Source organism: Tissierella sp. (assembly GCF_052089545.1).
GTDB lineage: Bacteria > Bacillota > Clostridia > Tissierellales > Tissierellaceae > Tissierella_A.
The window spans coordinates 1-5869 of record NZ_JBQDAA010000128.1 but is presented as its reverse complement, the minus strand read 5'-3'; the positions used below and the strand labels follow the sequence as shown (position 1 = coordinate 5869).

Annotated in this window: 11 protein-coding genes; 10 read left to right on the top strand and 1 reads right to left on the bottom strand. The window is 28.0% G+C overall.

Features of this window, described 5'->3' with window-relative positions; genetic code table 11:
- From ACTHW2_RS09240 to ACTHW2_RS09195, 10 genes are all read left to right on the top strand, one after another.
- Positions 1–451: hypothetical protein (locus ACTHW2_RS09240; RefSeq protein WP_442263649.1), on the top strand; the 451-nt coding region annotated here is incomplete at its 5' end.
- 16 nt (positions 452–467) lie between these two features.
- Positions 468–1469: an ABC transporter permease gene (locus tag ACTHW2_RS09235; RefSeq protein ID WP_442263648.1), complete on the top strand. Its 1002-nt coding sequence runs from the start codon at positions 468–470 to the stop codon at positions 1467–1469.
- Between the two features lie 33 nt (positions 1470–1502).
- Positions 1503–1709 (top strand): hypothetical protein, encoded by a 207-nt coding sequence (locus tag ACTHW2_RS09230; RefSeq protein WP_442263647.1) that lies wholly within the window; start codon positions 1503–1505, stop codon positions 1707–1709.
- A 73-nt stretch (positions 1710–1782) separates the two neighbouring features.
- Positions 1783–2271 carry a DNA polymerase ligase N-terminal domain-containing protein gene (locus tag ACTHW2_RS09225; RefSeq protein ID WP_442263646.1) on the top strand — a complete coding sequence of 163 codons (489 nt, stop codon included), beginning with the start codon at positions 1783–1785 and terminating at the stop codon, positions 2269–2271.
- A 258-nt stretch (positions 2272–2529) separates the two neighbouring features.
- Positions 2530–2712, top strand: coding sequence for a hypothetical protein (locus ACTHW2_RS09220; RefSeq protein WP_442263645.1), 183 nt, complete (start codon positions 2530–2532; stop codon positions 2710–2712).
- An 11-nt stretch (positions 2713–2723) separates the two neighbouring features.
- Positions 2724–2951, top strand: a complete 228-nt coding sequence (locus tag ACTHW2_RS09215; protein ID WP_442263644.1) for an amidohydrolase family protein — start codon at positions 2724–2726, stop codon at positions 2949–2951.
- Between the two features lie 158 nt (positions 2952–3109).
- On the top strand, positions 3110–3778 hold the full coding sequence (locus tag ACTHW2_RS09210) for a response regulator transcription factor (protein WP_442263643.1): 669 nt from the start codon (positions 3110–3112) through the stop codon (positions 3776–3778).
- A complete protein-coding gene (locus ACTHW2_RS09205) occupies positions 3763–4860 on the top strand; it encodes a sensor histidine kinase (protein WP_442263642.1) in 1098 nt (365 codons plus the stop codon). The genes ACTHW2_RS09210 and ACTHW2_RS09205 overlap by 16 nt, the downstream gene beginning before the upstream one ends.
- On the top strand, positions 4847–5110 hold the full coding sequence (locus ACTHW2_RS09200; protein WP_442263641.1) for a hypothetical protein: 264 nt from the start codon (positions 4847–4849) through the stop codon (positions 5108–5110). The genes ACTHW2_RS09205 and ACTHW2_RS09200 overlap by 14 nt, the downstream gene beginning before the upstream one ends.
- Before the next feature lie 59 nt (positions 5111–5169).
- Entirely contained in the window at positions 5170–5469 is a 300-nt protein-coding gene (locus ACTHW2_RS09195) for a hypothetical protein (RefSeq protein WP_442263640.1), read from the top strand.
- A gap of 72 nt (positions 5470–5541) precedes the next feature.
- Here the strand turns inward: ACTHW2_RS09195 and ACTHW2_RS09190 are convergent.
- Positions 5542–5869, bottom strand: a 328-nt coding sequence (locus tag ACTHW2_RS09190) for a CvpA family protein (protein WP_442263639.1), incomplete at its 5' end; no start/stop codon positions are given.

Below are 5869 nucleotides of genomic sequence, written 5' to 3'. Positions count from 1 at the left end.
ACCAACACCAGTTTGGAAATATTTAATGAGTAAAGTAGGAGTTATAATGGTAACTTCGATAGTATCTAGTTTTATAGTTCTTATTCCTATAATGAAGCTTAGGCCTGACTATTTACTATTGTTAGTCTTACTAGTGACTACAGGTTTTTTTGCGTCATCGCTTGGACTTTTAATAGCAAGTTTTTATAATAATATAATGCAAGCTTTTGGAGCCTTATATGCCTTTATGATTTTAATGGTTGTTCCAAACATAGCATATTTTATGCCAAGCTGGAACCCTTCTTGGGTAAAGATAATTCCTACCTATCCAATGCTAGAAGGATTTCAATCTGTACTTCTTGGAAATGGTGATTGGTTATATATTTTAACTATATCTGGAGGTTTTTTAATGGTGGGTATGCTTCTGTTTATACTTTCAAATTATAGATATAAAAAAACACTAATAGGGTAAGGTGGGAGGCTTAGATATGTTTAAAAAAATATGGACAATTTTTAAAAGAGATTTAAAGGTCAATTTAAAAGATTTTATACCACTTTATATAATAGTGATTCCAATTATATTGGCAGTGGCTATAAATGTATTTACACCTGGAATAAATGATACAACAGTTAATCTTGCTCTAATTGAAGGAGAAAATAAAGATCAAGTACAATATTTAGAGAGATTTGCTAATGTAGAACTATTTAAAGATGTAGATGATATAAAAGAAAGAGTAGAAAAAAGAGATTCTATAATAGGTATAATACCTAAAAACGAAGATTACTATTTAGTGACTCAAGGAGATGAAGCTGAGGAAACAGTTGATTATGCAAAACTATTAACTAGTTTATATAAATTAGATATAAATATAGAAGATTCAAATGGCGAATTAATTGAATTTGGAAGAACTGTGCCTCCACTTAAAAAGACCTTAGTTAATTCAACTATATTGTTGATTTCCATACTAGGGGGAATGCTTATAGCCTTAAATATAGTTGAAGAAAAAGCAGATAATACAATAAGTGCTATAAATGTAACTACTGTATCTAGAAAAGCTTTTGTACTTGGTAAAAGTATGATAGGTGTTATTTTTGCAATATTTGGATCTATAGCTTTGGTATTTATAACTGGTTTTGGAAATATAGATATATTACAACTTTTATTAATACTAATAGTAACTAGCTTATTAAGTGTACTTGTAGGTTTTATACAAGGACTTAATAACGAAGATGTAATAAGTGCAGCAGCGAGTATAAAACTTCTATTTTTGCCAATGATTGCAGGAGTTCTAGCAATTGAACTATTAGGAGATAAATGGCAAAAATTCCTTTATTGGAATCCCTTTTATTGGGCATATAAAGGAAATGATGTCATATTAGCTGAAAGTGGAACTTGGGGACAGATCTTTCTATACTCAGGGCTAGTATTGCTACTATCTGGTTTAGTATATATTTTCTTAGCTCCAAGAATAAAAAAAGGCTTAGAATAAAAACTTTAAAACTAAAATAAAGGGATGTTTTTTATGAATGGATTAGCTCTTCTTGGAATAATACTTTGCATTTATGCAATATTTGTGTTTTTTGTAAGCTTTAAAAAACCAGATGGAATTTGGAATATATCTAAAGTAAAAGCCTTTAGAAAGGTTCTTGGGGAAAAAGGCACTGTAATATTTTTCATTGTATGGGGGATTTTAGCTTTGGTAGTTGGAGTATGGCTCATAGCTAAGTAAGTTATTAAAATATAGTTTTCATTATTCTAAATAACTTAAAAATGATTTATAGGAATAAGAAAGTTGGAATATCATGAACAAAAATTTAAGTTTTGTAGTTCAACATCATCTTGCAAGTTCCGATCATTATGATTTTCGTCTTGAATGGAATGGTGTATTATTAAGTTGGGCAGTTCCAAAAGGACCTTCTTTTAATACTAGTGATAGAAGACTTGCAATAAGAGTAGAAGACCATAGGCTTGAATATAGAAACTTTGAAGGAAGAATCCAAAAAGAGCAATACGGTGGTGGAACTGTAATGATTTGGGATGAAGGAACTTGGGAGCCTTCAGAAGATGTAGGTGAAGCTTTAGATAAAGGTAGTTTAAAGTTTAGACTTAAGGGTGATAGGCTAAAGGGAGCTTGGATTCTAGTTAAATGGAAGTCAAAATCTAGTAAAGATAAAGAAATGTGGCTTTTAATAAAAGAACGAGATGATTATGCTAAAGAAAGTGCTGGAATATCCCACTTTAAAACTAGTATTAGAACTGGTAGGACTATGGATGAAATAGAAAATGAGTAATAGTCAACTACCACCACTTACAGAAGTGGATGGCTTCTTGGTCAATAGCACCAATATGCCAAGTTTACCCAAGCTCTAAAGGCCGCACCGACTTCGATGTTATTTAAGAACTCTAATTGTTGGTATATATGCTTGGTTTTCGCTATACCAACTTTGGTGAGTGTTTGAATATTTTACGGTGCAGAGCATTTCCTACACCTCTATAATACTTACAGATAGAATGAATTTTCAATAAAAAAGATTGAAAGGGGAATAAATATGTCCAAAATTATAGATATGCATACTCACATGTTTACAGAGGATCTTATCCATAATTGGGATAAATATGCTCAAAGGGACTATTATTTTAGGTCATTAACTAATCCAAAGAATAGTTCTATTCAAAGATATGCAAGTGCAGAGGAAGCTATAAAGCTAGCAAAAATGTTTATTATGATTTAGCTGCTAATCCATTGGTTTATAAGACTAGAAGTATAAGATCAACAGTAGATATTGTAGGTCCAGAAAAGATTTTATTTGGTTCAGATTTTCCTTTACTAATATATCCGCATAGATATAGAGAAAAAGATTTTCAAACATTTATCACTAACATAAAAGAAAATGCTAATTTAAATGAAGAAGAATGGAGTAAGGTTATGCGTATTAATGCAGAAAAAATACTTAATTTAAGATATAATTAAAATAAGAAGTAAATTTATGGAAAACAAAAATAAAAAATCATAAAATGCAATGATAAAATAAAAAATTCAGGTGAAAGCAAAAATTCATCTGAATTTTTATATTATCCTCTGTTTATTATCTGATTATTTATAGATATAATATACTTGAGGTGGAAAACATGAAAAAGATATTAATAATAGATGATAATATAGATTTTGTTCTTACATTAAAGGATTTATTAGAGAGTAAGGGATACAAGGTTGATTATTTTTTAGATACTGAAGATATTGAAGACTACATTGTTTTAAATAAATATGATCTCATACTGCTTGATGTCATGCTAAAATCTGTGACAGGCTTTAATTTTCTTAAGGTTATAAGAGAAGAAGTTATAAGACCGGTGATATTTCTATCGGCAAAAAACACCAAGTCAGATATATTAAAAGGTTTAAAGATTGGTGGGGATGATTATATTACCAAGCCATTTGATAACGATCTTCTCTTGGCTAAGATAAATAGTCACCTTCGTAGGGAAAGTTATAATAGAAAGGAAGTAATCCAGTTTAAAGATATAAGGATCCATAGAAATAGTTTAGAAGTTAAGGTTAAAGAAAAAGTATTAAACTTTTCAAAATCTGAATTTGATATTATTTGGCTATTGGCTAACAACTTAGATAAAACATTTACTAAAGAAGAGATATTCAATTCAATATATGGGATTGATTCTTATTCAGAAATAAGAGTAGTAGTTCAGTATATTTATCAAATTAGAGTGAAATTTAGAGAATATCATATAGATCCTATAGAAAATATATGGGGAGTGGGATATAAATGGAATTATCAGTGAGACAAAGAATATATCAAATATATATAAAGTGGGCTAAAAGAATATTGATATTGTTTTTATCTGGTATAGTTGTAGAGCAAATACTTTTATTTTTAAAGATTTTAAAAATAAATAATTCAGGTAAAATTATATTTTCAAATTTTTTGCTATTTGAAAATCTTAAAAACACAGAAAGTATTGGTCTAGCTATTTTAATAATGTTTCTAGTATATGTTATATATAAAACAGATAGGGAAATAAATGACTTGATACAAGGTGATATGAAGGTTATATTAGATGGTATTGAAAAAGAAGATTATAAAGAAAATGCTTTAACTAAGGAATTTGAATTTATAAGAAAGTCTATTGAAAGTAAGGAAAAGGAAAAGACTATTGCTCAAAATGAAAGTAAAAATAAGGACAAGTTTTTAAAACTAAAAATTGCATATTTAAATCATGACATAAAGACTCCCTTATCAATTATAAAATCCAATGCAGAAATGTTAGAAGAAGATGGTTTAAAGAAAAGAGATAAGGATCGATTATTAAGACTTAAGTCAAATACTGATGAAATATCTTCTTTAGTAGATGAACTACAAAATATTATAGAAACATGGACAAAAGAAAAGTCTATAGCTAAAGAATATGGACTTAAAAGTTTAATGGAAAAACTAAAAGATAATTTAGAAATATATTCAAATTCATTTGAAGAAAGATTAGCTACAAGTATAGATGTTAATAATGGAAAGATTATCAAAATAGATTATAAAAGTCTTGAAAAGGCGGTTATAAATGTTTTGTCCAATGCCTTTAAATATGGGGGAGACGATAGGGTAACCATAAATATAGATAATGATGAAGAATATTTATATATAAATGTAGAGGACAATGGTGAGGGATTTACAGACCCATCAAAAGCAAAAGAATTATTTTTTACTGAAAATAAAGCTAGAAGTTTAGGCAAAGGATACGGAATAGGCCTATATTTTGCAGATTCTTATCTAAAGTCTAATGGTGGGAGTTTAGATATTATTAATAAGGAAGGGGGAAAAGGAGCTATAGTAGTTATAAAGCTTCCTTTAATCGAAGATGAAAGAGAGTAATTTTATTTTAATATTTTTAATTTTTATAGCTATAGTGTATCAAGGATTTATACTTTTTAAGAAGAAAAATTTTAATATAAAAAATAAAGATAAATTTTATTTTTTATACCTTCCAATCTGTATCTTTATATCTTCTCGTTTGATATTTGATGGAGTCGTAAAAGAAGTAATGCTTGCATCTTTATTTCACTTTGCAATGACTATGATAATATTTGAAAGAGTACTACTGGAGGGAGTAAATTCTGATTAATTTATGATTATTGTTTAGTAAAGTTATTCTATAAGATTAATAAACTAGGAGGTGATAGTGTGAAAGAAAATAGTTTAGGATTTAAAATACTATATATTTTAGTTGGCATATTTTTCTTTTTTGCTTATTATTATCTTATGAATAGCTACATAAAGGTAGATCCTACATCTATACCTTGGATTATTGTGACAATATATATGCTTATTGCAATAGTACTTTTTCCTTATTCAGGTGATAAAGTAAGTGTATGGCTTTTAGACCATCCTGTAATAGACTTTCTTGTTATTCCTGTTATGTCAATGCCTTTTGCATATATATTTGCTCCAATAATTTGGGGGATGGATAAAGTGAAAAATTAATAAAATAATAAAGTTCTGTCCATGAGGTGTTTTGAATACCATAAGGACAGACTTTATTATTTTTAGGGCGGTTCACAATGTCATGAAGTTCATAAAGTTTATATAATTATTCTTTAAAAAATTTAGTAAAAAGTCAGGATTATAAAAGTACATCCCTAAGGCAGATTCCATTGTATTAGTTGCAATAAAGCTTTCTTTATTTAATATAATTACAGGAGTTAATAGTGTGTATATTATAAAAACAATCAAAACACCCTTGAGCAAACCAAATACAAGACCTGCGAATGTATTTAATGTATTTAAAATAGGAAGTTTAAAAAATCTATCTATTTTTCTAATAATCATAATTAATATTGCATTGACTATAGAGTATATTATAAGCACTATAAATAACCTAATA